Source organism: Nocardiopsis ganjiahuensis DSM 45031 (genome assembly GCF_000341085.1).
Classification (GTDB): Bacteria; Actinomycetota; Actinomycetes; order Streptosporangiales; family Streptosporangiaceae; genus Nocardiopsis; species Nocardiopsis ganjiahuensis.
The window spans coordinates 1-26108 of the sequence record NZ_ANBA01000001.1; the positions used below are offsets into that span (position 1 = coordinate 1).

The 26108-nt window shown below is 71.8% G+C and carries 25 protein-coding genes; 7 read left to right on the forward strand and 18 right to left on the reverse strand.

The window, feature by feature from the left end; genetic code table 11:
* Positions 1-135 precede the first annotated feature (135 nt).
* The 3 genes from D458_RS0100005 to nadD all read right to left on the reverse strand — a co-directional run bounded on the left by D458_RS0100005 (position 136) and on the right by nadD (position 1930).
* Positions 136-759 (reverse strand): histidine phosphatase family protein, encoded by a 624-nt coding sequence (locus D458_RS0100005; protein WP_026118844.1) that lies wholly within the window; start codon positions 757-759, stop codon positions 136-138.
* Between the two features lie 43 nt (positions 760-802).
* Positions 803-1201, reverse strand: coding sequence for a ribosome silencing factor (gene rsfS, locus D458_RS0100010; RefSeq protein WP_017584672.1), 399 nt, complete (start codon positions 1199-1201; stop codon positions 803-805).
* Positions 1202-1276: 75 nt separating this feature from the next.
* Positions 1277-1930, reverse strand: coding sequence for a nicotinate-nucleotide adenylyltransferase (nadD, locus tag D458_RS0100015; protein ID WP_017584673.1), 654 nt, complete (start codon positions 1928-1930; stop codon positions 1277-1279).
* Positions 1931-2159: 229 nt separating this feature from the next.
* Here nadD and D458_RS0100020 point away from each other — a divergent pair, with 229 nt between their 5' ends.
* Complete coding sequence (locus tag D458_RS0100020; protein ID WP_017584674.1) at positions 2160-3242, forward strand: M48 family metallopeptidase; 1083 nt, start codon at positions 2160-2162, stop codon at positions 3240-3242.
* Between the two features lie 134 nt (positions 3243-3376).
* On the opposite strand, the gene D458_RS0100025 is transcribed toward D458_RS0100020, so the two are convergent.
* The 5 genes from D458_RS0100025 to D458_RS0100045 all read right to left on the reverse strand — a co-directional run bounded on the left by D458_RS0100025 (position 3377) and on the right by D458_RS0100045 (position 11036).
* On the reverse strand, positions 3377-4678 hold the full coding sequence (locus D458_RS0100025) for an MFS transporter (RefSeq protein ID WP_160168034.1): 1302 nt from the start codon (positions 4676-4678) through the stop codon (positions 3377-3379).
* A 159-nt stretch (positions 4679-4837) separates the two neighbouring features.
* Entirely contained in the window at positions 4838-5572 is a 735-nt protein-coding gene (locus D458_RS0100030; protein ID WP_017584676.1) for an alpha/beta hydrolase family protein, read from the reverse strand.
* A complete protein-coding gene (locus D458_RS0100035) occupies positions 5569-8052 on the reverse strand; it encodes a bifunctional salicylyl-CoA 5-hydroxylase/oxidoreductase (RefSeq protein ID WP_017584677.1) in 2484 nt (827 codons plus the stop codon). The genes D458_RS0100030 and D458_RS0100035 overlap by 4 nt, the downstream gene beginning before the upstream one ends.
* 139 nt (positions 8053-8191) lie before the next feature.
* Entirely contained in the window at positions 8192-9847 is a 1656-nt protein-coding gene (locus D458_RS0100040) for a benzoate-CoA ligase family protein (RefSeq protein ID WP_017584678.1), read from the reverse strand.
* A gap of 49 nt (positions 9848-9896) precedes the next feature.
* Complete coding sequence (locus tag D458_RS0100045) at positions 9897-11036, reverse strand: acyl-CoA dehydrogenase family protein (protein ID WP_017584679.1); 1140 nt, start codon at positions 11034-11036, stop codon at positions 9897-9899.
* Between the two features lie 169 nt (positions 11037-11205).
* Here D458_RS0100045 and D458_RS0100050 point away from each other — a divergent pair, with 169 nt between their 5' ends.
* A complete protein-coding gene (locus D458_RS0100050; protein ID WP_017584680.1) occupies positions 11206-12210 on the forward strand; it encodes a PaaX family transcriptional regulator in 1005 nt (334 codons plus the stop codon).
* Positions 12211-12242: 32 nt separating this feature from the next.
* Here D458_RS0100050 and D458_RS0100055 read toward each other — a convergent pair whose 3' ends face one another.
* From D458_RS0100055 to D458_RS32695, 7 genes are all read right to left on the reverse strand, one after another.
* The gene (locus tag D458_RS0100055) at positions 12243-12677 is read right to left on the reverse strand and encodes a RidA family protein (RefSeq protein ID WP_017584681.1); all 435 of its coding nucleotides are present in this window, start codon (positions 12675-12677) and stop codon (positions 12243-12245) included.
* On the reverse strand, positions 12677-13504 hold the full coding sequence (locus D458_RS0100060; protein WP_017584682.1) for an enoyl-CoA hydratase family protein: 828 nt from the start codon (positions 13502-13504) through the stop codon (positions 12677-12679). The genes D458_RS0100055 and D458_RS0100060 overlap by 1 nt, the downstream gene beginning before the upstream one ends.
* A complete protein-coding gene (locus D458_RS0100065) occupies positions 13501-14265 on the reverse strand; it encodes an SDR family NAD(P)-dependent oxidoreductase (protein WP_017584683.1) in 765 nt (254 codons plus the stop codon). The genes D458_RS0100060 and D458_RS0100065 overlap by 4 nt, the downstream gene beginning before the upstream one ends.
* Before the next feature lie 266 nt (positions 14266-14531).
* Positions 14532-15503 (reverse strand): hypothetical protein, encoded by a 972-nt coding sequence (locus tag D458_RS0100070; RefSeq protein WP_017584684.1) that lies wholly within the window; start codon positions 15501-15503, stop codon positions 14532-14534.
* Positions 15504-15817: 314 nt separating this feature from the next.
* Entirely contained in the window at positions 15818-17092 is a 1275-nt protein-coding gene (locus tag D458_RS0100075) for a glutamate-5-semialdehyde dehydrogenase (RefSeq protein WP_017584685.1), read from the reverse strand.
* 201 nt (positions 17093-17293) lie between these two features.
* The gene (locus D458_RS0100080) at positions 17294-17758 is read right to left on the reverse strand and encodes a type II toxin-antitoxin system PemK/MazF family toxin (RefSeq protein WP_017584686.1); all 465 of its coding nucleotides are present in this window, start codon (positions 17756-17758) and stop codon (positions 17294-17296) included.
* A gap of 10 nt (positions 17759-17768) precedes the next feature.
* Positions 17769-18389 carry a TetR/AcrR family transcriptional regulator gene (locus D458_RS32695; protein WP_239647854.1) on the reverse strand — a complete coding sequence of 207 codons (621 nt, stop codon included), beginning with the start codon at positions 18387-18389 and terminating at the stop codon, positions 17769-17771.
* A 40-nt stretch (positions 18390-18429) separates the two neighbouring features.
* Between D458_RS32695 and D458_RS0100090 the strand changes: the two genes are divergently transcribed.
* From D458_RS0100090 to D458_RS0100105, 4 genes are read left to right on the forward strand one after another with little or no spacing between them, the layout of a single operon-like run.
* Positions 18430-19686 (forward strand): acyl-CoA dehydrogenase family protein, encoded by a 1257-nt coding sequence (locus D458_RS0100090; RefSeq protein ID WP_017584688.1) that lies wholly within the window; start codon positions 18430-18432, stop codon positions 19684-19686.
* On the forward strand, positions 19683-20528 hold the full coding sequence (locus D458_RS0100095; protein ID WP_017584689.1) for an SDR family NAD(P)-dependent oxidoreductase: 846 nt from the start codon (positions 19683-19685) through the stop codon (positions 20526-20528). Before D458_RS0100090 ends, D458_RS0100095 begins: the two co-directional genes overlap by 4 nt.
* Entirely contained in the window at positions 20525-21274 is a 750-nt protein-coding gene (locus D458_RS0100100; protein ID WP_017584690.1) for an SDR family oxidoreductase, read from the forward strand. The genes D458_RS0100095 and D458_RS0100100 overlap by 4 nt, the downstream gene beginning before the upstream one ends.
* A complete protein-coding gene (locus tag D458_RS0100105; protein ID WP_017584691.1) occupies positions 21271-22380 on the forward strand; it encodes a phosphotransferase family protein in 1110 nt (369 codons plus the stop codon). Before D458_RS0100100 ends, D458_RS0100105 begins: the two co-directional genes overlap by 4 nt.
* A gap of 40 nt (positions 22381-22420) precedes the next feature.
* Here D458_RS0100105 and D458_RS0100110 read toward each other — a convergent pair whose 3' ends face one another.
* Together D458_RS0100110 and D458_RS32700 are read right to left on the reverse strand one after the other, a co-directional pair.
* A complete protein-coding gene (locus D458_RS0100110; protein ID WP_017584692.1) occupies positions 22421-23308 on the reverse strand; it encodes an alpha/beta hydrolase fold domain-containing protein in 888 nt (295 codons plus the stop codon).
* Between the two features lie 91 nt (positions 23309-23399).
* Positions 23400-24062 (reverse strand): class I SAM-dependent methyltransferase, encoded by a 663-nt coding sequence (locus tag D458_RS32700; protein WP_017584693.1) that lies wholly within the window; start codon positions 24060-24062, stop codon positions 23400-23402.
* Positions 24063-24122: 60 nt separating this feature from the next.
* On the opposite strand from D458_RS32700, the gene D458_RS32705 reads away from it, so the two are divergent.
* Positions 24123-24785, forward strand: coding sequence for a TetR/AcrR family transcriptional regulator (locus tag D458_RS32705; RefSeq protein ID WP_017584694.1), 663 nt, complete (start codon positions 24123-24125; stop codon positions 24783-24785).
* A 69-nt stretch (positions 24786-24854) separates the two neighbouring features.
* Here D458_RS32705 and proB read toward each other — a convergent pair whose 3' ends face one another.
* Complete coding sequence (gene proB, locus D458_RS0100125) at positions 24855-26033, reverse strand: glutamate 5-kinase (protein ID WP_026118845.1); 1179 nt, start codon at positions 26031-26033, stop codon at positions 24855-24857.
* Between the last annotated feature and the right edge of the window lie 75 nt (positions 26034-26108).

The following is a 26108-nucleotide window of genomic DNA, read 5'->3' on the forward strand; positions in this document are numbered from 1 at the left end:
TCGAACCCCAGACCTCCTCCATGCCATGGAGGCGCGCTACCAACTGCGCCATAGCCCCGTGTGGGAGTCGTTCGGGCCGAGGCCCTGCCGACTCCCTGAACCTTAGCGGATTATGGGCGGTTCGTCGAAACGGATTCAGGCGTCGTCGCTGAGCACCACGGGCTCGGGGAGGCTGGCGGCGTTGTGCTCCATGAGTCGCCAGGTGTCTCCGCGGGTCTGGAGCACGGACCAGCAGCAGTTGCTGAGCGGGCCGAGGATCTCCCGGCGGTCGTCGGGGACGCCGAGCATGCGGGAGATTCCGACACGCAGGGCGGCTCCGTGGCTGACGACGACGAGCAGGCCGCCGGGCGGGGTCCTGGCCAGGCCCCGGTCGACGGCGGCGGTCATGCGGTCGCCGACCTCGGAGATGTCCTCTCCGTCGGGGATGTCCATGCGGGCGTGCCGTTCGGGCCAGCGTTCGGCGAGTTCCGTGGCGGTGAGGCCTTCCCAGGAGCCGCCGAAGCGTTCGCGCAGTCCTTTGTCGAACTCCACCGGGACCCCGGAGGAGTGTCCGAGGTACCCGGCGGTGTCGGCGGCGCGTTTGAGGTCGGACGCCAGGATGGTGTCGGGCCCCAGCGTGGCGAGCAGCCGACCGGCCCGTTCGGCCTGGGCGTGGCCGACCGGGTCGAGGCCGATGTCGGTCTGTCCCTGGAAGCGCTTCTCGACGTTCCAGGCCGTGCGTCCGTGCCGCCAGAACAGCACACGAGGGGCGTCACTCACGTGGTGTGTCTCTCTTGTTCTGCGACCGGGACGGCCGCGCAGGTTACTGCTCGTCCAGCGGGGTGCGCTCGGCGCCTCGGGCGCCCTCGGGGAGCTCGATCTCGGGGCAGTCCTTCCAGAGGCGCTCGAGGCCGTAGTAGCCGCGCTCCTCCTCGTGCTGGATGTGGACGACGATGTCGGCGTAGTCCAGCAGGACCCAGCGGCCGTCGCGCTCGCCTTCGCGGCGGACGGGCTTGGCTCCGGTCTTGATGCGCAGCTGGTCCTCGACCTCGTCGACGATGGCGCGGACCTGGCGGTCGTTGGGCGCCGAGCACAGCACGAAGGCCTCGGTGATGACGAGCTGGTCGCTGACGTCGTAGGCGATGATCTCCTGGGCGAGCTTGTCGGAGGCGGCCTCGGCGGCGACCTTCGCGAGTTCAACGGCCCTGTCGGTGGCTGTCACGTTGTGCTTGCTGCCTTACTTGTTCGAGGTGTCGGCTGGTGCGGCGCGAACCGGTTGCGGTTCGCGGGACGCGGTTCAGGGCTCCAGGTAGAGCCCGGTCTTGTGGATGTAGCGGACGATGCCGTCGGGCACGAGGTACCAGATGGGTTCGCCCTTGCGGACGCGCTCGCGGCACTCTGTGGAGGAGATGGCGAGCGCGGGGACCTCCACCAGGGAGACCTTGCCCTCGGGCAGGCCGGTGTCGCTGAGGTGGTGTCCGGGCCTGTTACAGCCTACGAAATGCGCGAGGTCGAAGAGTTCGTCAACGTTGTGCCAGCTCAGAATCGCACCGAGTGCGTCCGCTCCGGTGATGAAGAAGAGTTCCACATCGGGGCCGTAGGCGGCGCGCATCTGGCGGAGTGTGTCGAGGGTGTAGGTGGGGCCGGAGCGGTCGATCTCGATGCGGTCGACCCTGAACTGGGGGTTCTCCGCGGTCGCGATGACCGTCATGAGGTAGCGGTCCTCGGAGGGGGTGACCTTGTCGAGGTCCTTCTGCCAGGGGTGGCCGGTGGGGACGAAGACCACTTCGTCGAGGCCGAAGAGGTGGGCGACCTCACTGGCGGCGACGAGGTGTCCGTGGTGGATGGGGTCGAAGGTGCCGCCCATGATGCCGACCCTGGTCGGTGCGGAGCCGTCCCGTCGCGCGGGGGCGCTCCCCCCGTGGGAGACGCCGGTGGCCTGCTGTGTCACTGTGCGCTCCGTTTCGCAGTGGCGCTGCCGTGTTGCCGGTTTCGGCCAACCGAGATTAGCCGACCTCGGGCACCCCTGCCCGCCTCCGGGCGGATTCCTCCCGAGAACTGGTCAAACAAGCGCCGGGACGTCCTGCTTCCCGGGGGTTCGTGAAACACCCGGGAATCGCGTCATATCTCGTTTGCTCCAAACCGTGGCCAAGCGGCAACGAGGCGCATAGCATGCCGATATGGCCAACTCTCCAGACCGCGTACGCGTCCGGCTCACAGACATCTCTCCTCGTGCCTACGAGCACCCTGCCGACCGTGGCGCCCTGGTTGCGCTGCGCTCGCTCACGGGCTTCGACACCCTCGTCAAGTCCCTCTTCGGACGGGTCAACGAGCGCTCGCTCCGCCTGATGTTCCTTTCCAGTGCCGTTCGGGTGAGCCCCACCCAGTTCCCGGAGCTGCACGACTACCTCCGCGACGCCGCCTACGTCCTCGACCTGGACGAGGTCCCCGAGCTCTACGTCAAGATGGACCCGCAGCCCAACGCCATGGCGATCGGCCGCAAGAAGCCGTTCATCGTCATGACGACCGGGCTGTTCGACCTCTTCGACGCCGAGGAGAAGCGGTTCGTCATCGGCCACGAGGTGGGTCACGTGCTGAGCGGGCACTCCGTGTACCGCACCATCCTCCTCCTTCTGGTCTGGCTGTCGACCAAGATCATGTGGATTCCGCTCGGCGCCATCGCCATCCAGGCGATCCTGGCCGGGCTGCGGGAGTGGCAGCGCAAGTCCGAGCTCTCCAGTGACCGCGCCGGTCTGCTGACCTGCCAGAACCCCGAGGCCGCCAAGCGGGCCCTGATGAAGCTGGCCGGCGGCTCGAACCTGTCCCAGATGAACCCCGACGCGTTCATGGAGCAGGCCCGTGAGTACGAGGGCGGCGGCGACGCCGTGGACAGCCTCCTCAAGCTGATGACGACCATCCCGCAGAGCCACCCGTTCGCGGTGGTCCGGGTGGCCGAACTGCAGCGTTGGGTCGAGAGCGGCGAGTACCAGCGGATCGTCGACGGCGAGTACCCGCGCCGTTCCACCGACCGCGACGCCAGTGTCTCGGAGGAGGCGGCCAACGCGGCCAACTCCTACCGGGAGGGCTGGAACCGCTCCTCGGACCCGCTGGTCAAGACCATCCGGGACGTGGCGGGCGGCGCCGGGCGCGCCGGGGGCCAGTTCTTCGACACGGTGGCGGACCGCTGGCGGGGCGGCCAGAGCGGCGGCTCCGGAGGCGATCAGGGCAACCGGGGCGACAGCGGCGGTTCCAACAACAACTGACGTTCCCGCTCGACCCCGCACGGGGGTGGCGTCCGGTTCTTCCGGGCACCACCCCCGTGGTGTTTCCGGGAGAGGTCGGGACGCGCCCTCGGGCGGTGTGAGAGCGCTCCCCCGGGTCGGAGGAGCGCTCCCGTTCAGCGCGGCGTGCTCCCGGGCAGGACCACCGCCCGGGACCTGGGCACCACGAGCACGGCCAGCGCCCCGATCACCGCGGGGATCGCGAACGCGTAGAAGTTCACCGAGATGCCCAGACCGGAGGCCATCACCAGCCCGCCGTAGATCGGGCCGATGATGGCGCCGATCCGTCCGACGGCCAGCGCCCAGCCGAGCCCGGTGGCCCGCAGCGCGGCCGGGTAGAAGTTTCCGGTGTAGGAGTTGACGAGGATGGTCGTCCCGATCGTGCAGGCGCCGGCCAGGGCCACGAAGACGTACAGCAGCGCGGTGGGCGGCTCCAGGCTCATGAGCAGGATGCAGGTGGCCGCGATGACGAACATGGTGGTCACGACCGGACGCGACCCGAACCGGTCGGCGAGCGCCCCGCCGGTGGGTGCGCCCAGGATGGCGCCCGCGTTGAGGACCAGCAGGAAGGTCAGCGAGGACCCGAGCGGGAACCCGGCGGAGAACATGATCCCGGCCAGCCAGGTGTTGAGGCCGTAGACCAGCAGCAGTCCCATGCCGTTGGCCACCCAGAACAACAGGGTCCCGGCGAGGAAGCGGCGGCTGACGAGCGTGCCCACGTTGGCCACGGCGCCCCGTTTCCTGCCGTCCCCGCCCGCCGGCACGGCCGTGTCGGGCGCCTCCAGGGTGACCCCGTACCGGGCCGCCAGGGCCTGCGCCTCCTCCTCGCGTCCCCGGGCCCGGAGGTAGTTCGGGGACTCGGGCAGGGCGAAGTAGGCCAGCGGTACCAGGACCAGCGCCGGCAGGGAGCCGATCCAGAACATGGTCTGCCACTCGAAGCGTGCCAGGACCGGAATGGCGACCAGCGCCGCGCAGATACCGCCGATCGCGTACCCGCTGAACATGAACGCGTTGGTGATGTTGCGCCGGTGGGGTTCGGCGAACTCCATGGTGAGGGCGATGGCGGTCGGGATGACGCCGCCCAGGCCCAGTCCGGTGAGGAAGCGCAGCAGCCCGAAGGCCTCCGGGGTGGGCGCGAACGCGGTCAGCGCCATCCCCACGGAGAACCAGATGACACAGGCGATGATGATGCGGCGGCGCCCGACGAGGTCGGTGACGGTGCCGATGAGCAGGGCGCCCAGGAGCATGCCGACGAGCGCGTACGAGCCGAGGGTGCCCGCCTGGGTCTCGGTGACGTTCCACGCCTCGTACTCCAGGAGGCTGGGTACGACCGCGCCGTAGACGGTGAGGTCGTACCCGTCGAGGATGATCGCGAAGGCGCAGATCGCCACGACGATCAGTCGTTTGTGCCTGCTCACACCTGGGGGTCTGGCGTCAGGTGCGGCTGCTGGGGTGGCGGATGGTTCCGGTGGGATGGGTGGTGTCGGCGTCGACATGGGGGTGTCCGCCTTCCGGGGGATGGAGGGGTGGGGGCGGCACGCCCTTGTGCCGCACGCGGGTCCCCGACCGCGCTGGGGTCAGCCCCAGCCGGTCGCGAGTGTGTCGCGCACCGCCCGCCAGGCGGCGTGCGCGGGGTCGATGACGGCGAAGTGGTCGGCCCCGGGAGCCTCCCGGTAGTCGACGGGGTCCCCCGCGGCCCGGGCGGCGGCAGCGTAGTCGCGGCTGTGCTCCACCGGGACGCGCTGGTCCTGGTCGCCGTGCACCAGCAGCTGGGGGACGGCGAGCGGGAGCCGGTGCAGGGGTGAGGACTCGGCGTACAGCCCGGGGGCGGGGCCGGGGCCGAGGAAGGGTTCGACCGCCCCCTCCCCCAGCCCGGCTTCGGCGCAGCGGCGCAGGTCGGTGATGGGGGCGAGCGGAACCACCGAGGTCACCGGGGAGTCGGTGGCGGTCATCAGGGCGAGGTGTCCCCCGGCGGAGTGGCCGACGGACACCACACGGGAGGTGTCGAGGCGTTCGTCCCGCTCCGCGGTGGCCGCGAGCAGGTCCAGGGCGCGGGCGACGTCGTCGCGGGTCTGCGGCCACCCCCCGCCGTCGGTACCGGTGCGCCGGTACTCGATGTTCCACACCGCCCATCCGGCGGAGGAGAGATCGCGGGCGAGCGGGTCCATCAGCCGGGCGTCGTGCAGGTCGCGCCACCATCCGCCGTGCAGGAGGACCGCGACCGGGGCGGGGCCCCCGGCGGACCCGACGGTGGCCACGGGGTCCCAGCGGTGGACGATCTGGCTGGGGTGATCACCGTAGGTCGTCGTCACCGTGGGTCTCCTTGGTTCGTGGCCGGGCCGGGGCCGGTCCCGTTCCGGTCCGGGCGCCACCTCCGGTGCCGGGTGGCCTGTGTCTCGGAGGAACGTAGCAGGTCGAGCCGGGGCCGCGGACCGTCGGTCCGGCCGGCGGGCGGCTTGCGGCTGCCCGCCCTGAAGGGCGCGGGCCAGGTGGCCCCGGGGCCCGTGTAGTCCTGCTCCGCGGCGGCGTGCAGGGTCCACTGCGGGTCGTAGAGGTGCGGGCGGGCCAGGGCGCACAGGTCGGCGCGCCCGGCCAGGACCGTGGAGTTGACGTCGTCGTGGGAGGAGATGGCGCCGACCGCGATGACGGGCACCCCGAGTTCACGGCGGATGCGTTCGGCGTAGGGCACCTGGTAGCTACGGCCGTAGGCGGGCCGTTCGTCCGGGGTGACCTGGCCGGTGGAGACGTCGATGGCGTCCGCGCCCGCCTCGACCAGCGCCCGGGAGATCTCCACGGCGTCGTCGGCGGTGGTGCCGTCCTCGACCCAGTCGGTGGCGGAGATCCGGACGGTGAGGGCCTTGTGCTCGGGCCAGACGGCGCGGACCGCGGCCAGGACCTCCAGGGGGTAGCGGAGGCGGCCGGCGAGGTCACCCCCGTAGCGGTCGGTGCGGTGGTTGGTGACCGGGGACAGGAAGGTGGAGAGCAGGTAGCCGTGGGCGCAGTGGAGTTCGAGGAGGTCGAACCCGGCCCGGTCGGCGGAGCGGGCCGCGGCGGCGAAGTCGTCGCGTACGGCCGCCATGGCGGCGTGATCGAGCTCCCGGGGCACCTGGTTGACGCCTTCCCTGTACGGCACCGGGGAGGGGGCGACCAGGGGCCAGTTCCCGTCGGGCAGGGGATGGTCGATGCCCTCCCACATGAGTCGGGTGGAGCCCTTGCGCCCGGCGTGGCCGAGCTGCACCCCGATCCGGGCCCGGCTGTTGGCGTGCACGAACTCGGTGACCCGGTGCCAGGCGGCCTCGTGTTCGGGGGTGTACAGGCCCGCGCATCCGGGGGTGATGCGGGCGTCGGCGGACACGCACACCATCTCGGTCATGACCAGTCCCGCTCCGCCGAGGGCCTTGCCGCCCAGGTGGACGAGGTGGAAGTCACCGGGGAGGCCGTCGGTGGCGGAGTACATGTCCATGGCCGAGACCACGACCCGGTTGTCCAGCTCCAGGGGGCCCAGGCGGAAGGGGTGGAACATGGGCGGACGCGGGGCGGGTTCGGGGCGGTCGACCGGTCCGGTGGGGCCGGCGGGTCCGGTGGCGCTGCCGGATCCGGTGCGGACGTCCCGGGCCGGCGGCCGGGTCCGTTCCGCCGCGACCCGGCGGGCGAACCACTCGTCCACGCTCGCGACGAACTCGGGGTCGCGCAGGCGCAGGTTGTCGTAGGTGACCCTGCGACTGCGGGTGAGCAGGTCGAAGGCGAACTGGACCGGTGCGGCGTCGACGTGGCGGGCGATGTCCTCGAACCACTCCAGGCTGGCCCGGGCCGCGCGCTGGGTACTGGCCACGACGGGGCGGCGTTCGTCCTCGTAGGCGGTCAGCGCCGCCTCGGCGGTGGGCTGTTCGTGCAGGCAGGCGGCGAGGGCGAGGGCGTCCTCCATGGCCAGTTTGGTGCCCGACCCGATGGAGAAGTGGGCGGTGTGGGCGGCGTCGCCGAGCAGGACCACGTTCCCCAAGCGCCAGGTGCGGTTGCGGACGGTGGTGAAGCGCTGCCAACGGGAGTTGTTGGGCAGGAGGCGGTGGCCGCGCAGGACGTCGGCGAAGAGCTTCTCGCAGCGCGCGATCGCGTCCAGGTCGTTCTCCCCCGGTGCGAGATCGCGGTCGGCGAAACCGGCCGCGTGCCACACGTCCTCGGCCATCTCCACGATGAACGTGCTGGAGTCGGCGGAGTACGGGTAGCAGTGCAGCTGCATGACGCCGTGCGGGGTCTCCAGGACGTGGAAGTTGAAGGCGTCGAAGACCAGGTCGGTGCCGAGCCACATGAAGCGGTTGCGGTGGGGTTCGAGTTCGGTGCCGAACTCCGCGGCGTGGGCGGTCCGGGTGGCGCTGTTGGCGCCGTCGGCGGCGACGACGAGGTCGTGGTCGGCGGCCAGCTCCGCGGCGGGCGGGGCCTCCGTCCGGCTGAGGACCCGCACCCCGAGCTCGGCGCAGCGGGCGCGCAGGATCTCCAGGAGCCTGCGGCGGCCGATCGCGGCGAAGCCGTGGCCTCCCGAGGTGGTGACGGTGCCCCGGTGGTGGACGTCGATGTCGTCCCAGCGGGCGAACTCGGCGGCCATCGCCGCGTAGACGTCGGGGTCGGCGTGTTCGATGCCGCCGAGGGTCTCGTCGGAGAGCACCACACCGAAGCCGAAGGTGTCGTCGGGGGCGTTGCGTTCGTAGACGGTGATGTCGTGGGTGTCGTCCAGCTGGCGGGCCAGGGCCGCGAAGTAGAGTCCCGCGGGCCCCGCCCCGATACACGCGATGCGCATCGCGCCGCCTTCCTGTTGGCTGACGTCCGTCTGTTCACGGGTGTCGTCCGTCCGCCGGCGCCGGTGCCGTGCGGTCGGGCTCGGCCGGAGGAGCGGTTCCCGGGGTCCGGAGACCGCCTCCTTCGTCCGGAGAGCGCTCTCAGTCCCCCGGGTGAGCGCCTTCCCGAAGCCTGAACCGCTGGAGTTTGCCGGTCGCGGTGCGCGGCAGGGCCGGGAGGAAGACCACCGAGCGCGGGGTCTTGTAGGGGGCGATGCGCGAGCGGACGTGCTCCTTGAGCCGCTCGCCCAGCGCGGCGTCGGCGGTGAGCCCTCGGCGCGGGACCACGTAGGCGCGCACGACGAGCCCGCGGTCGGGGTCCTCGGCCCCGACCACCGCGGCCTCCTCCACGTCGGGTGAGGTGAGCAGGGCCTCCTCCACCTCGGCCGGGGCGATGTTGTACCCGGCGGAGACGATCATGTCGTCGCTGCGCGCCCGGTACCAGAAGTAGCCGTCCTCGTCGCGTACGTAGGTGTCGCCGGTGTGGTTCCAGCCGTGGCGGACGTACTCGCGCTGGCGTTCGTCGGACAGGTAGCGGCAGCCGACCGGCCCGCGGACGGCCAGGTGTCCGGGCTCGCCGTCGGGGACGGGCCGGCCCTGGTCGTCGAGGACCGCGGCCTCGAACCCGGGCACGGGGCGTCCGGTGGAGCCCGGGCGCATGTGCTCGTCGGTGGCGGAGACGAAGATGTGCAGCATCTCGGTGGCGCCGATGCCGTCGAGCATCGGGACACCGGTGGCGTCGTACCAGGCCTGCCAGGTGGCCGCGGGAAGGTGTTCCCCGGCGGAGACGCAGCGGCGCAGGGAGGACAGGTCGCGGCCCTCGAGTCGGGTGAGCATGGCCCGGTAGGCGGTGGGCGCGGTGAACACGACCGTGGCGCCGAGCTCGGAGACGGCGTCCAGGAGCGCTTCGGGGCGCGGGCGTTCGAGGAGCACCGTGGCGGCTCCCGCGCGCAGCGGGAAGACGAGCAGCCCGCCGAGCCCGAAGGTGAAGGCGAAGGGCGGGCTGCCGACGAACAGGTCGTCGGGGGTGGGTTTGAGGACCTGGGCGGAGTAGGTGTCGGCGATGGCCAGGACGTCGCGGTGGAAGTGCACGCAGCCCTTGGGATCGCCGGTGGTGCCGGAGGTGTAGGCGATCATGCAGGCGTCGTCGGCGGCGGTGCGCACAGCGGTGAAACCGGCCCGGTGCGCCTCGACCCGGGCGGTGAGGTCGTCGTCGCCGTCTCCCCCGTAGACCAGGACGCCCGGGGCCTTGCCGCCGAGCTGCCCGGCGGCCTCGGTGAGGTCGTCGAGGAAGCGGGCGTCGCAGAGCGCGTGGGCGACCTGGGCCGAGCGGACGATGGTGGCGAGCTCCCCGGCGCGCAGAACCGGCAGGACGGTGACGACCACTCCCCCGGCCTTGAGGACCGCGAGCCAGCAGGCGGCCAGCCAGGGCGAGTTGGGCCCGCGCAGCAGGACCCGTTCCCCCGGGCGCAGGCCGCGCTCGTCCACCAGGACGCGGGCGATCCGGTCCACCCGGTCCCGGAGGCGGCCGTAGGTGAGGGTCTCGTGTTCCCCGACCACGCAGCGGCGGTCCGCACCGAAGCGGGCGATGGTGCCGTCGAGCAGCTCCTCGGCGCAGTTGAGCCGGTCGTCGGGCCGGTCGGGCCGGTCCAGCGGCCGGATCAGCGGCCATTCCTCGGGAGGGGGCAGGTGCTCCCGGGTGAAGGTGTCCTCGTGGGACGTGGGCGAGAGGGACACGGCCGGGTTCGGGTTCGGCATGCTGGACCTCCTGGGTGCAAGGCACCGCAGCTCGGCGCTACATGTGGCGTCACATATGGCGGGCGATGATCTGGCGCTGGATCTCCGAAGCGCCTTCGTAGATACGTGGGGCGCGCACCTCCCGGTAGAGGTGCTCGAGGAGGTGCCCGCGGTGCAGGGCGCGGGCCCCGTGCAGCTGCACCGCGGCGTCCACCACGTACTGGGCGGTCTCGGTGGCGAAGAGCTTGGCCATGGCGGCCCTGAGCGTGACGTCGGGGCCGCCGGAGTCGTACTCGGCCGCGGCCGAGTAGACGAGCAGCCGGGCCGCCTCGGTGCGCGTGGCCATCTCGGCCAGGGTGTGGGCGACGGTCTGAAGGCCGCGCAGCGGGCCGCCGAAGGCGCTGCGCCGGTCGGTGTGCTCCTTGGCGGCGGCCAGCGCGGCGTCGGCCATGCCCACCGCGAAGGCGCCCACGCTGGGACGGAACAGGTCCAGGGTGCGCATGGCGACCGTGAAGCCCTGGTCGGGGACGCCGACCACGTCCTCCGGACCGACCTCGACCCCGTCGAAGACCAGGTGACCCAGGGCGTGCGGGGAGAGCATCTCCAGCGGACTGCCGGTGAGCCCGGGTCGGTCGCCGGGGACGCAGAAGGCGGTCACGCCCCGGGACCGGGTCCCGGGGGTGGTCCGGGCGAACACGGTGTAGAAGTCGGCGTCGGGCGCGTTGGAGATCCAGGTCTTCTCGCCGTGCAGGCGCCAGCCGTCACCGAAGGGTTCGGCGCGCAGTCCCAGGGCCGCGGCGTCGGATCCGGCGTCGGGTTCGGTGAGGGCGAAGGCGGCGACGGCCCGCCCCGAGGCCGCTTCGGGGACCCAGCGCCGGCGCTGGCGTTCGGTGCCGGACTGCAGGAGCGGGTAGGTGCCGAGGCCCTGGAGGGCGAGGGCGGTCTCGGCGTGGGTGTCGGTGCGGGCCAGGTGTTCGCGCAGCAGGCACAGGCGGGTGGCCGGTGCCTCACGGAGGGGGCCGTCGTCCGCGGTGCCGGGGAAGAGCGCCGGGAGGAGGCCCACCTCCCCGAGGCGGAGCAGCAGGGCCCGGTCCACGCGGCCGGGTTCGGCGGACGGCGCGGTGTCGGTCGCGGTGGTGTCGATCTTGGCGGCGCACTCGTCGATCCAGCGCGCGAACTCCTGATCGGTGTCGTTCCGGGGGATTCCCATGGGTGACCTCGACTCTCGTTGGGAACGTGATCCACCCCACATCGCAAATGTACAATAAGTATGACGACCGTCAAGAGAGCTATATGGGGTGTTTTCCACGTCGCACCGAGTCCCCGGGGACGGGGAGGATCCACCGAAAGGCACACCAACCGGCCGCTATCGTGTCCGCGTGACGTCCAACAGCGACCAGGCAGCCTCAGCAGAGCGAGCACCGGACACCGGCACCGACGGCCCCACGAGCGGCCGGCCCGCTGGTCCCGCGGCCGACAGCACGGCCGGCCCTTCCCGCGGCCCCGGAGCCGGCCCCACGCCCGAGAGCGCGGCCGAGACCGAACGCCGTCGGCCCAGGTCCCTGATCGTCTCCTTCTTCGGCTCCTACGCCCGCGACGTGGGCGGGTGGATCGGGGTGGCCGACCTCATCGCGCTGATGTCCGGGCTCGCCGTGGACGGTCCCGCGGTCCGCTCCGCCGTGTCCCGGCTCAAACGCCGCGGGCTGCTCACCCCCGAACGCCTCGGCGGGGTGGCCGGGTACCGCCTGTCCGACGAGGGGCGCCGCATCCTGGCCGAAGGCGACCAGCGCATCTTCGGCCACCGGGTCGCCCGCGTCCAGGACGGGTGGGTGCTCGTGGTGTTCTCGGTGCCCGAGTCCGAGCGGCGCCGCCGTCACGCCCTGCGCTCGCAGCTCACCCGGCTCGGTTTCGGCACCACCGCCGCCGGGGTGTGGATCGCGCCCGCCCACCTGACCGAGCAGGCCCGCGGCGCTCTGCGCGACCTGGAGCTGGAGCCCTACGCGGAGCTGTTCCACGCCTCCCACCTGGACTTTCGCGATCTCACCGAGTCCGTGGCGCGTTGGTGGGACCTGCCCGCGCTCCAGGCGATGTACCAGGGGTTCCTCGACGAACACGAGCCGGTACTGGCCGCCTGGCGTCGTCGCGGCGCCCGCGCACCCGAGGAGCCCGAACTGCGCGCGGCGGCCTTCGCCGACCACCTGCGCGCGGTGGACGCCTGGCGGCGGATGCCGTTCCTCGATCCCGGCCTACCGCCCGAGCTGCTCCCGGACCGGTGGGCGGGCAGCCGGGCGGCGCGGGTCTTCTTCGACCTGCACGCCCTGCTGCGCACCCCCGGGCTGGAGCACGTACGGACCACCGCCGCCCTCGGCTCCACCGGCCAGTAGGCCGCCGCCCCGGACAGCCGGAGTCCGGTCTCCTAGGAGGTCGGTCCCGGGAGCACGGCGACGCCGACCAGCTCGACCAACGCGCCGGGTTCGAACAGCTCGGTCACCCCCAGCAGCGCCATCGCCGGGAAGTGGCGGCCCAGGTGGGCGCGGTAGCCGCGGCCGATCTCGCGGCTCGCCGCCCGGTAGCCGGGCACGTCGGTGGTGTAGATGGTCAGGTTCACGAGGTGTTCGGGTGTCCCCCCGCAGGCGCGCAGGGCGGTGACGACGTTGCCGAGGGCGACCTCGAACTGGTCGGGCAGGTCCTGGGCCACGAGCTTGCCGTCGGGGCCGGAGGCGATCTGTCCGGCCAGGTGGACGGTACGCCCGGGGGCGGAGACCACCGCGTGGGAGAAGCCGGGGGTGGGTCCGAGCTCAGGCGGGTTGACCAGGGTGTGCGGGCTCGGCGGCAGGTGTACGGGCTCCACTAGCGCCCCTTCCACTCGGGTTCCCTACGGCCGGTGAACGCGGCGTGGAACTCCGCGTAGTCGGCGCTCTTCATCAGGAGCGCCTGGGTCATGGCCTCCAGCTCGATCGCCCCGGACAGGCTCATGTCCAGTTCGCGGGAGAGCAGCGCCTTGGTCTGGGCGTAACCGAAGGAGGGCCCCTCGGAGAGGCGGGTGGCCAGCCGGGCGACCGCCTCGTCCAGTTCGTGGTCGTCGACCAGTTCGCTGACCAGGCCGTACCGGTCGGCCTCGGCGGCGTCGACGGTGTCACCGAGCATGAGGATCTTGGTGGCGTTGCCCAGCCCCACCATCCGGGGCAGCAGGTAGGCGGCGCCCATGTCGGCGCCGGACAGACCGACCTTCGTGAAGAGGAACGCGAACCGGGCCGAGCGGGCGACGACCCGGAAGTCGGCGGCCAGGGCCAGGACCGAGCCGGCCCCGGCTGCGATCCCGTGCACCCCGGCGATCACCGGGACCGGGCACTCCCTCATGGCACGGACGACCTCGCCGGTCATCCGGGTGAAGGCGAGCAGGTCGTCGGGTTCCATCCCGAGTGTCTCGCCGATGATCTCGTCGACGTCGCCGCCCGAGCAGAACCCCTTTCCCCTCCCCCTCAGGACGAGGACCCGGGTGTCGCCCCGGTGCGGGAGTTCGGTCAGCAGGTCGCGCAGGTCGGCGTAGGCCTCGAAGGTCAGGGCGTTGAGTTTGTCGGGCCGGTCGAGGGTCACGGTGGCCACCCCGTCCTCCCGGTGGAGGTCGAAGTTCCGCCAGTTCTCGGTGAGGGGCGCGGACGCCCGGAAGGGGCTCATCGGTGGGTGCCTCCGCCGTCGATGGTCAGGGACTGGCCGTTGACCGCACCGGCCAGAGGGCTCGCCAGGTAGGCGACCGCTGCCGCCACCTCCTCGGGTTCGATGAGTCGGCCCAGGGGGCCGGACGTGGCCAGCGCGGCCTCGGCCTGTTCGCGACCGCGGCCGGTGCGTTCGACGATGCGTGTCACGGAGCGTTCCGTCATGGGGGTGCGCACGAAGGAGGGGCACACGGCGTTGCTGGTGACGCCGGTGCCGACGACCTCGGCGGCCACGGCTCGGGCCAGGCCGAGCATCGCGTGTTTGGAGGCGGTGTAGGCGGCGGTGTACCGGGAGCCGGTGTGCGCGGCGGTGGAGGCGATGAAGACCACGCGCCCGTTGTCGCGTTCGAGCATGCCGGGCAGGAGGGCCTTGGTGAGCATGAAGGAGGAGGTGGTGTTGGTGCGCAGGTGCGTCTCCCACAGGTCGAGGTTGGTTCCCTGCAGGGGGGCGCTCTGGGCCGTGCCCGCGTTGTTGACCAGGACCGAGACCTCTCCCAGGGTGTCGGCCAGGGCGTCCACCGCCTTCTCGTCGGTGAGGTCGCAGACCCGGGAGGTGACGCTGAGCCCGTGGGCGCGGGCTCTGCGCTCCAGGGCGGCCAGCCGCCCGGAGTCCCGCCCGAGCGCGATCACCTCGTCCCCCTCACTCGCCAGGGCGAACACGATGGCCCGCCCGATACCGCCGGAACCACCGGAGACCACGACACGTCGTTCGGAGTCAGCCATGCCCGGAATGTATCACCGGCCGATGACCGTCGTCACTGCTACGACATAACACTGGTGTGGATGGGGTGGATGAGGCAGATGGGACGGGAGGGGTACGGGGTCCCTCCACCAGGGGGTTCCTGCGGCAAGGGACGCCTACGAGAGGTGTGCGCGGGAGGTGCACACACAAAGACAGCGCCGACGGCGCGGGGCCGTCGGCGCTGGCGGGCGGAAGGGGTGGGGGCGACCCCTGTCCGACGCGTACCGGGTTCGTCTCCGGAACCGTGTTAGAAGGCGGGACCGGCCTCGAGGGCTTCCTCGACGGTCTCGCTGCGCAGTTCCTCGACGGTCTCCTCGAGGTCGGCCTCGTGCGCCTCGAACTCGGAGGTCACCTCGGCGGCCAGGGCGCGGAGGGCGACCTCCTGGGTGACGATGCCGCCGCGCACGCGGTTGTTGTCACCGATCTGGGCGGTCGGGGTGTTGTCGGAGGTGGTCAGGTCGCCGCCGACGATGTTGTTGTCGATGTACACGCCACCGGACACGCCGGTGACCGAGAGGTCGCCGTCGATGTAGTTGAGCGACGTGGCGAAGCCCTCGTCCTCGCCGGCGCCGACGGCGACGGGGCCGTTGCCGCCGGAGTAGGTCGCGTCGCCGATGACCTCGCTGTCGACCAGGATGCCGCCGGAGGCCGCGTCGGTGACGGAGAGGTCGCCGCGGACCACGCTGTCGAAGATGTCCAGGTACTCCACGCCCGCGGCGGAGACGCCGCCCAGACGGGAGTCGGTGACGTAGACCTCGCCGACGGTGGCGTCGAGGGACGAGGCGGAGGAACCGACCACGAAGACGAAGCCGTCGTTGTCGGCGCCCTCGGCGGCGTCGGCGGTGAGGCCCGCGACCGAGGTGCCCTCCTCCAGGTAGGTGCCGTAGGAGCCGGTGTTGACCACGTCGCCGCCGACGGTGCTGTCGGAGGCGTCGAAGTAGCCGCCGTTGGAGACGGTCACCTCTCCGTCGACCTGACCCTCGAGGATGTGCAGGTTCGCGTCCTTCTCGACCGTGACGTCACCCTGGACGACGGTGCCGTCGAGGAAGCAGCTCGCACCGGCGGGAACCTTGAGATCAGTGGGCAGGGTGACCGCGCCTCCGTGACCCGAGCACAGAGTGACCAGGTCCGCCTGGGCGGGTGCCGCCATGAGGGTGACGCCGCCGATGGCCAGAGCCGCGGTGGCGGTGGACGCCGCGATCTTACTCCCGAGCTTCATGCGGGGGATTTCCTTTCGTCGTGACCGGTGGGGTCCGACACTCCTGATGAGGATGCGGGAAGAGCGCCGTGTGGACACCACAGTGAAAGTACCGATCCCCAAGCGCTTTGGGAATACTTGCCGGGAGAAGATTCGCTTCTGTCCAGGTTTCCAAGAGGAAAACGACTGTGGTGACGCATGTGTCCCCAGAGGCCTGTGATCGCGGCCAGTACGGGTGTGCGGCGGCCGGGAACGGCTGCTCCGGTCCCATGAACAGCGAAATGGCCGCCCGGTTCCCCGAGCGGCCATTCAAAGGCGAACCAACGGCGTGCTGATTACCTCAGGTGACCGTCACCGGTGACCACGTACTTGGTGGAGGTCATTTCGGTGAGTCCCATCGGCCCTCTGGCGTGCAGTTTCTGAGTGGAAATTCCGATTTCCGCGCCGAAGCCGAACTCACCGCCATCGGTGAAGCGCGTGGAGGCGTTCACCATCACCGCTGCCGAGTCCACCCGGGCGACGAAGTAGCGGGAGGTGCTGAGCGAGTCGGTGACGATCGCCTCGGTGTGCTGGGTGGAGTACTTCCTGATGTGCGCGAGCGCGGCGTCCACGTCCGGCACCACCCGCACGGCCAGGTCCATGGACAGGTACTCGGTCGCCCAGTCCTCCTCGGTGGCCTCGACCACCGTGGCCCCCGTCGGCCGCGCGGCGGCGATCTCCCGGACGCGGCTGTCGCCGTGGACGGTGACCTCGGCCTCGGCGAGTGAGGCCAGCACCCGGGGCAGGAAGTCCTCGGCGACGGCCTCGTGCACCAGGAGCGTCTCGGCGGAGTTGCACACCGAGCAGCGCTGGGCCTTGGCGTTGGTGGCGATGGCCACCGCCTTGTCGAGGTCGGCGTCGGCGTCCACGTACACGTGGCACAGGCCCTCACCGGTCTCGATGACCGGGACGGTGGAGTCGCGGACCACGGCCTGGATGAGCGAACCGCCGCCGCGCGGGATGAGCACGTCGACGAGGCCGCGGGCCCGCATCAGCGCCGTGGAGGACTCGCGGGTGCGCCCGGGAACCATCTGGACGGCGTCGACCGGGACCCCCGTCCCCTCCAGGGCGTCGCGCAGCACCCCGATGATGGCGGTGTTGGAGTTGTAGGCCGAGGAGGAGCCGCGCAGCAGGGCGGCGTTGCCGCTCTTGAGGCACAGGGCGGCGGCGTCCGCGGTGACGTTGGGGCGGCCCTCGTAGATGATGCCGATGACGCCGAGCGGGACCCGGATCTGGCGCAGGTCCAGGCCGTTGGGAAGAACGCCGCCGCGCACGGACTCACCGACCGGGTCGGGCAGTTCGACGATCTCGCGCACCGCGTCGGCGATGGCCTCGATCCGCGCCGGGTTCAGGGTGAGCCGGTCGATCATGGCCGGACTCGTGCCCTCCTGACGGGCCCGCTCCACGTCCTCGGCGTTGGCAGCGGTGATCTCGTCCGCCCGCTTGACCAGGGCGTCGGCGATCGCCGACAGGGCCCGGTCCTTCACCGCCCGGCTGAGCGGGGCGAGGTCGGCCGCCGCGTCCTTGGCACGTTCGGCTACCGCGTGGACCTCACGCTCGATGTCACTCATGGGTGTCTTCCTTGCTCGGGAGGCCGCCCGGACCGGTGGGCCTGCCGCGTCGAAGGGCACCGGACCAGGAGGATCACACCCAGCGTATAGCGCCCCGCCGGCAGGCACACGACGTTATCCACAGGCTGAGACGGTCGCCCTTCCGGCCCCGGCCCCCGCCCGCTCCGAGGCGGGCGGGGGCTCAGCACACCCGTGGAGCGCTCACTTCCAGCCGTAGCGGTCCTTCAGGACGGCGGCGACCTTCCAGAAGATCCGCTCGTCCATGACCGCGGCCTCGCGGCGGATCGCCGCCTCGTCGAACTCGAAGAGGCGGTCCACGCGCAGGTGGGAGTCGCGGCCCTCGCGGTCCCAGGGGCCGGAGCCGATCGGCAGCCAGTCCTGGCGTTCACGCTCGTCGGGGGTCTGGGAGGACAGCATCAGGCCGTGCAGGCGCTTGCCCTTGCGGCCCACCACGAGCAGGGGGCGGTCCTTGCCCTGGGCGGGGTCCTCCTCGTAGGGCACCCAGGTCCACACGATCTCGCCCGCGTCGGCGAGGCCGTCCCTCTCGGGCGCGTACACGAGTTCGGTCGCTCCCTGTCCGGTGGGGATCTCACGGAGCGCACCCTCGTGGGGGTGGGTGTCACCGCTGCGCTGGGCATTGCTGTGCTGCGTCGTCTGTTGGCTCACGTCCCGCATCCTAGGCCCCGGCCCGCCCGTGCGCACGGCGGCCGGGTCGGTCCAGGTCCAGCAGGGCCCTGAGGGCGCGGACGCAGTGGTCGGTCTCGGTGGCCAGGCCCGCGGCGCGCTCCGCGGCGGGGACGGCGCTCCAGCGCAGGGCACGCGCCTCCACGTAGGCGGTCCACGAGTCGGTGACCGGGGCGGCGGAGTCGGGCAGCCCCAGCAGGGCGCGCACGCGTGCGCCCATGGTCTCGCGCAGGTCCTCCACGCGTTCGCCGTCCAACGTCACCGAACCCCCGCCGAACACCAGCGCCAGGTACGACCCCCGGCGGCGGTCCACCTGTTCGTGGTAGCGCTCGACGAACTGGGCCACGGCGTCCCAGCCGGTCAGGCCCTCGTCCGGTGCGGTGTTGCGCACCACCCGCCGCCCGGCGGCGGCCACCACGGCGTCGTGGAAGGCGGTCTTGTTCGGGAAGTAGTGGAAGAGCAGCCCCCGGGAGATCCCGGCCTCCTTGGCGACCTCGTCGACCGCCAGTTCCTGGATGGGGCGTTCCACCAGCATTCTCAGGCCGATCCCGACCAGTTGGCGCCTGCGTTCGTCCTGGGTCATCCGCGTGCGCCGCGGCGCTGTTCCACTCACGCTATTGAGCATTGCTCAATAAGGACGTAGTGTCAACGGCATGGACTTCGCACCCTCCCCGCGCGCCGCCGACCTGATCGAGCGGGTCCGCGCCTTCATCGAGACCGAGATCGACCCCGTCGAGGAGGCCTACCACCGGGACCTGGCCGCCCTCCGGGTCGACGGAGACCCCTGGCAGCCCCTCCCCGTGATCGAGGAGCTGCGCGCCAAGGCCCGCGCGCAGGGACTGTGGAACCTCTTCCTGCCCGCCGGACACGAGGGCCCCTATGCCGAGCGCTTCGGCACCATCGGCGGCGCCGGGCTCAGCAACACCGACTACGCCCCCGTCGCCGAGCTCACCGGCCGCTCGCACCTCGCCCCGGCGGTGTTCAACTGCGACGCCCCGGACACCGGCAACATGGAGGTGCTCCTCAAGTACGGCTCCGAGGAGCAGAAGGAGCAGTGGCTGGAACCGCTGCTGGACGCGCGCATCCGCAGCGCGTTCTGCATGACCGAGCCCGGGGTCGCCTCCTCCGACGCCACCAACATGGAGCTGCGTGCCGAGGTCCGGGGCGACGAGGTCGTGGTCAACGGCCGCAAGTGGTGGTCCACCGGCATCGGCCACCCCGACTGCGAACTCCTCGTCGTCATGGGCCTCACCGACCCCGAGGCCGACCGCCACCACCGGCACACCATGGTCATCGTCCCCCGCAGCGCCCCCGGCGTGAGGGTCGAGCGCCTCCTGGACACCATGGGGTTCAAGGACGAGCCGGGCGGCCACGGCGAGGTCACCTTCACCGACGTGCGGGTACCCCTGTCCAACGTGATCGCCGGTCCGGGCCGCGCCTTCGAGATCGCCCAGGGCCGCCTGGGCCCGGGCCGCGTCCACCACTGCATGCGCCTGATCGGCCTGGCCGAGAAGGCCCTCGAACTCGCCTGCCGGCGCGGCCTGTCCCGCACCGCCTTCGGCAAGCCGCTCGTCAACCTGGGCGGCAACCGCGAGCGGATCGCCGACGCCCGCATCGCCATCGACTCGACCCGCCTGCTCGTGCTCAACGCCGCCTGGAAGCTCGACCAGGGCGGCCCGCTGAACGCCCTCAGCGAGGTCAGCCAGATCAAGGTGGCCGCACCGAACATGGCCCAGCAGGTCATCGACTTCGCCATCCAACTGCACGGCGGCGGAGGCATGTCCAACGACTTCCCGCTGGCCGGCGCCTGGACCAGCGCGCGGGCCCTGCGCCTGGCCGACGGCCCCGACGAGGTCCACCGCGGAGTCGTCGCCCGCCTCGAACTGATGAAGCACGGAGCCCGCCGATGAGCCCGGAGAACAGATCAGGGCGCCGTGTCCTGGTCACCGGCGGCGCCTCCGGCCTGGGCGCCGCCCTGGTCGCCGCCTTCGCCGCGCGCGGCGACCGGGTGATCGCCACCGACCTCGCCGAACACGCACCGGGGAACCTCCCCGAGAGGACGGACTACCTGCGCCTGGACGTGACCTCCGACGACGACTGGGCGGCCGCCCTCACCCACGTGGAGGACACCTGGGGCGGGCTGGACGTGCTGGTCAACAACGCCGGGGTCGCCGCGGGCGGTCGGATCGAGTTCCTGACCATGGACGACTGGCGCGGGATCACCGAGATCAACCTGTTCGGCGTGGTCCGGGGCTGTCGCACCTTCACCCCGCTGTTCAAGCGGCAGGGCTCGGGGTACATCGTCAACACCGCGTCGGTCGCCGGCCTGATCCACCCGCCGTCGATGAGCTCCTACAACGCGGTCAAGGCCGCGGTAGTGGCCCTCAGCGAGACCCTCCAGCACGAGCTCGCGCCCTACGGCGTCACCACCTCGGTGGTGTGCCCGTCCTTCTTCCGCACCAACCTCGCCTCCTCCCTGAGCGGCAGCGACCCCGTGGTGGAGGCCTCCGCGATCAAGCTGATCAACGGCTCGAAGCTGACCGCGGACGACATCGCCGGCCAGGTGCTCAAGGGCATGGACCGACGGAAACCGGTCATCCTCACCGACCGGACCGGACGGCTCGCCCTGCGCACCAAGCGCCTGCTGCGCCCCCTGTACGACCGCACGATGCGCCGGGCGGCCGAGGGCGTCCGCCGCCGCGTCGAGCGGAACGGCCCCGCGACGAAGAACCCCACGGAGAACCACGCATGAGCAAGGGAACGATCATCATCACCGGGGCCTCGGCCGGCCTCGGCGCCGAGATGGCGCGCCAGTTCGCCGCACTCGGCTACGACCTGGGCCTGTGCGCCCGGCGTACCGACAAGATGACCGCCCTGAGGGACGAGATCACGGCGGCCCACCCCGACCGCCGGGTGTCGCTCAAGGCCCTCGACGTCACCGACGACGAGGCCGTCTTCCGGGTCTTCGAGGAGTTCGCCGCCGAGTTCGGCGGCGTGGACCGGGTCATCGTCAACGCCGGACTGGGCAAGGGCGCGGCGCTCGGCAAGGGCCGCCACGACGCCAACCGGCAGACCGCCATGACCAACTTCCTGGGGGCACTGGCCCAGTCCGAGGCGGCCATGGGGATCTTCCGCGAGCAGGGCCGCGGCCACCTCGTGATGATCTCCTCGATGTCGGCCCTGCGCGGCATGCGCAAGGCCATGACCGTCTACGCCGCGACCAAGGCCGGGGTGGCGGCCCTCGCCGAGGGACTGCGCTCCGAGCGCGTCCCGGGGCTGGACGTGTCGGTGGTCTACCCGGGCTACATCCGCTCGGAGATGAACGAGCACGTCACCCAGAAGACCCGGTTCATGGTCGACACCGAGACCGGCGTGCGCTCCATGGTCGCCGCCATCGAGAAGCGCAAGGTGAAGGCGTACGTCCCGGCCTGGCCGTGGGTGCCGATCGGCTTCCTGATGAAGCGCCTGCCCCTGTCCGTGGTGAGGAAGCTGGCATGAGCGAGCCGTCCACGCCCCGCTCCGCCGCCGAACGCGTTCCGGGGGCGCGCGAGGTCCGCGCCGAGGACGCCTTCGACGCGGCCGCGGTGGCCGACTGGCTGGGTGAGCACGCCGGGGACCGCGCCGGGATGGAGGGCCTCCCCGAGGTCCGCCAGTTCTCCGGAGGCGCCTCCAACCTCACCTACCTGCTGCGCTACCCCGAGCGGGACCTGATCCTGCGCCGTCCCCCGGCGGGCCGAAAGGCCAAGGGGGCGCACGACATGGGCCGGGAGTACCGGATCCAGTCCCGGCTGGCCCCGGTCTTCCCGTACGTGCCCGCGATGGTGGCGTTCTGCGAGGACGCCTCGGTGATCGGCTCGGAGTTCTACGTCATGGAGCGCCTGGCCGGGCCGATCCCCCGCAAGGAGCTCCCCCGCGACGTCTCGCTCTCCCCCGAGGAGGTCCGACGGCTGTGCGTGAACGTCCTGGACCTGCTCGTGGACCTGCACTCGGTGGACACCGACGCGGCGGGTCTGGCCGGGTTCGGCCGCGGCGAGGGCTACGTCGCCCGACAGGTGGCCGGGTGGTCCGAGCGCTACCGCGGGGCCAGAACCTGGAACGCGGGTTCGTTCGAGGGGGTGATGGCCTGGCTGGAGGCCAACCAGCCGCAGGACCGCCGCACCTGCCTCATCCACAACGACTTCCGGTTCGACAACGTCGTCCTGGACGCCGAGGACCCCACCCGCCCGGTCGGCCTCCTGGACTGGGAGATGGCCACCCTGGGCGATCCCCTCATGGATCTGGGCGGAGCGCTGGCGTACTGGGTGGAGGCCGGGGACGACCCGCTGTTCCGGCTGTTCCGCCGCCAGCCCACCCACCTGGAGGGCATGCTCACCCGCGCCGAGGCGCGGGAGTACTACCTGGAACGGAGCGGGATCCGGCTCACCGAGCGCGAGTGGGCGTTCTACGAGGTCTTCGGGCTGTTCCGGCTCGCGGTCATCTGCCAGCAGATCTACTTCCGCTACCACCACAGGCAGACCACCAACCGCGCCTTCCGGTTCTTCTGGCTGGCCTGCCGGCTGCTGGAGCGGCGCTGCGGGCGGATCATCCGCCGCGTCGGGAGCTGATCCCCGTCCCCGGGCGCGGGCATCCGCGCCCGGGGAGCGCTCACAGCTCCTCGACGGTCCGCATGATCCGGTCCCGCGCGTCGCTTCCCTCGGGGACCGGGACCAGCGGGTGGATGTGGAAGGCCCCCTGCTCCTCGTAGAGGTGCGACTCTCCCCCCACCTCGGTCACCAGCGCGTGCAGTCGGCGCGTGTCCGGCAGCAGGAGGTCGCGCGTACCGATGTAGAGGTCCATGGGCGGCAGGGTCGCCAGTTCCCCGTAGACCGGGCTCAGCCGGGGCAGGGACAGGTCGTCCCCGCCCGCCCAGGACCTCGCCGCTTCCACCATGCCCACGGGGCTCAGCCAGGGGTCGCGCTCCTCCACCTCCGCGATGTCCGGGTTGGACATGGTCATGTCCGCCCACGGGCTGATCAGGACCAGCCGCGCGGGCTCCGGCAGCCCCGCGCCGGTCAGGGTCTGGGCCAGGGCCAGGGCGAGCCCGCCGCCCGCGGAGTCCCCCGCGATCAGCGTGCGCTCGGCGGACACGTCCTCCAGGAGGCCCCGGTAGACCTCCGTCAGGAACGGGAAGGCCTCCCGGTAGGTGTGCTCGGGGGCCAGACCGTAGATCGGCACCTCCACCCGGCAGCCGGCGTCGGCCATCCGGGAGATCAGCACCCAGTGCCACGCGGCGATCTCGGTGACGTAGGTGCCCCCGTGCAGGTACAGCACGGCCTTGCCCGGTTCCTCGACCTCGCGGGGCAGCACGGTGTAGCTGGAGAAGCCGCTGACCTCCCGGAGGGTGATCCAGTGCCGCTGGGTGAGCCAGAGCGGCGGGTCGGGGTCGTCCTTGGGCTCGCGCAGCCACTCCCGGGTGTCCTCCGCCGACTCCAGGGTCGGCTTGCGGAAGACCCGAAGGGCCAACGACAGCAAACGCGTCATCAGACTGGGCATGGGTGCCACCCTCCTCGGGACGTCCTGTCATGGAGCCTTTCACGAACCCGCGACGGAACGGACCGGGAGGGAGGGCGTGCCGGGGCTGTTCTCAGGGGGTCCGGCCCGTCCGGGGCACGAAGTCCAGGGTGTACCAGGCGGTGGGCTGCTCGTTGGTGCCGGGGGTGACGTCCACCAGCTCCCAGTCGGCGAAGCGGTCGCGCAACTCGTCCGCGTCCACCCCGGAGACGGGGTCGGGGAAGGCCTCGAACCCGTAGCCGAACATCAGGAACCGAGCACCGGGCGCGGCCCTGCGGGTGAGCCCCTCCGCGTAGGCGTCCCGCCGGTGCGCGGGGATACCGCAGTAGCAGCCCAGATCGAAGTACAGGTCGTAGGGGCCGGGCAGGTCCAGTCCGTCGAGCCGGGTGGCGTCCGCGTACTCGAACCGCACGTCCACGCCGGCCTCGCGCGCCCTGTCACGGGCCCGTTCGACGGCGAGGTCGACCATGTCGACAGCGGAGACCTCCCACCCGTGCCGGGCCAGGTACAGGGCGTTGGTCCCGGTACCGCAGCCGAGTTCGAGCGCGCGGCCGGACGGCAGCGCGTCGTCGCCCTCCACCAGCGCCACCAGTTCGGGCGGGGTCACACCGGTGTCCCACGGAGGGCTGCCCGCGCGGTAGAACTTCCGCATCTCGCGGTGGACCTCCTCCTCCTGTTCACGCGGCGTGCCGTGTCCGACCGGTTGCCATCGCGGTCCGTCCGTCGCCTCGGTCATCGCCCCTCCAGGTGACTAGAGTTGAACTCTAGAGTTGGACTCTAAAGATAGGCTCGCACCATGAACCCGGTCAAGAGGACGGACAAGCGGGCGGAGCGTTCACGCCGGACACGGGAGAAGATCACCCGGGCCGCGCGGGAGCTCTTCGTCGCACAGGGGTACGGGGCGACGAGTCTGCAGGAGGTCGCCGAACGGGCGTCCGTGGCGGTGCAGACGGTCTACTTCGTCTTCCGCAACAAACGCGCCCTGTTCAAGGAGGTCGTCGACACCTCCGTCGCGGGCGACGCCGAACCCGTCGCGACCATGGACCGCGAGTGGTTTCGCGACGCGTGCGCCGCCCCCTCCGCGGAGGAGCAGCTGCGCGCCCATGTCCGAGGGAGCGGTGAGGTGCTGCAGCGGGTCGCCCCCATCGTGCCGGTGATCGCCGCCGCCGCGGCCACCGACCCGGAGATCGCCGCACAGTGGCCGGGGGGCGAGGAGGACCCGCGGCTGACCGTGCAGCGCGCGGCGGCCGAGGCCCTGGTGGCCAAGCCCGGGGCCCGGCCGGACGTGTCCGTGGACACCGCGGCGGACCTGCTGTACGGGGTTCTCAGCCCGGAGCTGTACCTGGTGTTCGTCAGGGACCGGGGCTGGTCACCGGACCGGTGGCAGGAATGGGCCCACACCACGCTGCGGGAGCAGCTGTGCCGGAGCTCCTCCTCCGAGGAACCCCTGACGGCCTGACCGGCAGAGGTCCCCGAACGGCCGGAGCCCCCGCCGGTCGCCTGCTCCGCCGCTCCGCCCGGTGCCGCTCTACAGCACGACGAGGTCGTCGCGGTGGACCAGCTCCCGCTCGTAGGAGGGGCCCATCTCGCGGGCGAGCCAGCGGGTGGAGCGGCCGAGCAGGTCGGGGACCTCGGCGGCGTCGTAGTTGACCAGGCCCCGGGCGACCACCGCGCCCTGTTCGTCGCGCAGGTCCACCGGGTCCCCGGCGCTGAAGTCACCGCTGACCTTGGTCACCCCGGCGGGCAGCAGCGACGCCTTCTCGCTCACCACCGCCCTGACCGCGCCCGGGTCCAGGACCAGGCTGCCCCGGCCGGCGGTGGCGTGTGCCAGCCACAGCTGGCGGGCGGAGGGCCGGCGGCCGTCCGCGGGGGCGAAGAACGTCCCCACCCGCTCACCGGCCAGCGCGGCGCGGGCGTTGGCGGCCGAGGTCAGCAGGGTGGGCACACCCGCCTCGGTGGCGATGCGCGCCGAGTCGACCTTGGTGACCATGCCGCCGGTGCCCACGCCGCGTTTGCCGGCACTGCCGATGTCGATGCCGTCCAGGTCGGCGCGGCCGCGCACCAGGTGCACGACCGAGGTGCCCTCCTCGGCGGGGTTGCCGTCGTAGAGGGCGTCCACGTCCGAGAGCAGGACCAGCGCGTCGGCGCGCATCAGGTGCGCCACCAGGGCGGCGAGGCGGTCGTTGTCGCCGAAGCGGATCTCGTGGGTGGCGACGGTGTCGTTCTCGTTGACGATCGGCAGTGCGCCGATGTCCAGCAGGCGGCGCAGGGTGCGCTGGGCGTTGCGGTGCTGCACCCGGCGCATCATGTCCTCCACGGTGAGCAGGACCTGGGCGGCGGTCAGCCCGTGCCCGGCCAGCTCGGCGGCGTAGGAGGCCAGGAGCAGGCCCTGGCCGACACTGGCCGCGGCCTGCTGGGAGGCGAGGTCGTGCGGGCGGCGCGTCATGCCCAGCGGGGTCATACCCGCGGCCACCGCACCCGAGGAGACCAGGATCACCTCCTGGCCGACGGCGCGGCGGGCCGCCAGGACCTCGACCAGGTCCCGGATCCGGCCGGAGTCGATCAGCCCGTCCGGGGTGGTCAGGGAGGAGGACCCCACCTTGACCACGACCCGGCGGGCCCGGGCGAGGGCCGTACGACCGACCGACTCCAGGGCGTCGACGCGCTGCTGCTCGGTGGGCTGCTGTTCGGTGTCTGCGCTGTGCACCACGAGGGGGCTTTCCATCCGTGGCACGGCGCCCTGACCGGGCGCCGTGCGTACCTGTGTGGGTCCGGCTGGTGT